1 protein-coding gene is annotated in these 1,545 nt (G+C 57.3%); it reads right to left on the minus strand.

What is annotated here, in order from left to right:
• Nucleotides 1-1,545 (minus strand): non-ribosomal peptide synthetase (locus tag AZ66_RS29050; protein WP_044358106.1); only part of this gene is annotated, 1,545 nt, incomplete at both ends.

A 1,545-nucleotide genomic window follows, 5' to 3' on the forward strand; every position in this document is an offset into this window, starting at 1 on the left:
TTGGAACGGATCCGCCACGAACTTCTCGGCGCTCAGTTCCGGACGACCCAAATACCCGCGGGCGACTCCGATGCCGCCAATGCATAATTCCCCCGGCACTCCGATCGGCTGCAGCTGCATCCGTTCATTGACCACGTACATGCGGACATGCGGCAGTGGACGGCCTATCGGAACATTCCCGCGGCTCCGTTCTGCCCCATCCGCTTCTTCCCCTTCTTCATAGAAGCTGGAATCAATACACGCTTCGGTAACCCCGTAGCTGTTTAGAATGCGCATCGACGATCCGAAGCGGCGAACCAGCTTCTGGAATTCCCCGGCTGGGCAGACATCCGAGCCGAGAATGAGCAGCTTCATCTCGCTTATGTCGAGATCGTTCTCCTCGATATACTGCATTAACGGCAATACCAGCGCTGGCGTCGACTCCAAGATATTGATGCCGTAATCGCGGATCCGCTCGTACAGCGACGCTGGATCCATTCTGACATCACTTGGACAGATGACCATCTGTCCTCCCCACAACAGCGCCCGCGCCATATCTCCTGCAAATACGTCAAACGAGAAGCTCGCCAATTGTAGCAAGCTCACCCGGAACGCATCCAACCGGTATGCCTGCTTCCAAGCATGCGCCAAGCCCGCGTAGCTGCGGTGCTCGACCATAACTCCTTTCGGATTGCCAGTCGAACCCGACGTGTAGATGACATAGGCCAAATGCTGCGGCCCCGCAAGCGGCGGCAAGTTAGCCATATTTTCCCGGGCGATCGCCTCATCTTCCATCAGCAGGATGCGGTAGGAAGCTCCCTCTTTCTGCTTTGCAGCCGGATGCTCTTCCGCTTCCTCGCTTGACGCCTGACTCGGCACATGATTCGGTACATCGCTTGATACAAAGTCTGATACATAGCCCATTTCGCCTGATAAATGACCGGGTACATCACTTGGTACATGACTCGGCACGCGATCACACAAACGTCCTGGCAGCACCAGCAGCTTCGCCCCCGAATCCTGCAGCATATACCGGATGCGCTCTTCCGGATAGTCCGGGTCTATCGGCAAGTACGCTCCGCCCGCTTTCATGACCGCCAATACCCCGATCAGCATATCCAGCGAGCGGTCGATCATCAGGCCGACGATATCATCCGCCTGCACGCCATCTTGGCGCAGCACGCGCGCCAATTGATTGGCCCGCTCGTTCAATTCCCCGTAGCTTATCCGCTGCTCTTCATACACAGCCGCCACCTGCTCCGGCGTCCGCTTCGCCTGCTCTTCGAACAATCGATAGAAGACAGCATCCTCCGGTATTCGATTCTCCTCGGCTGCGGCTTCCGGCTGGAACTTGGTCAGCAACTGCCCCCGCTCCGCCTCGCTTATTAGGCGAATCTCGTCCAAGCGGATGCTGGCATTCGCCGCCACTTCCCGCAGCAGATGCACCAAATGCTCGGACATGCGCGTCATTGTCGCTTGTCCGTACAAGGCCGTCGCATACTCCAAACTTAGCAGAATGCCATGCTCAGCTTCATGAGCATTGAGCGTCAGGTCGAACTTGGCCAC

Origin of the sequence: Paenibacillus sp. E194, from assembly GCF_000935845.1 — a bacterium.
Taxonomy (GTDB): domain Bacteria; phylum Bacillota; class Bacilli; order Paenibacillales; family Paenibacillaceae; genus Paenibacillus_B; species Paenibacillus_B alvei_B.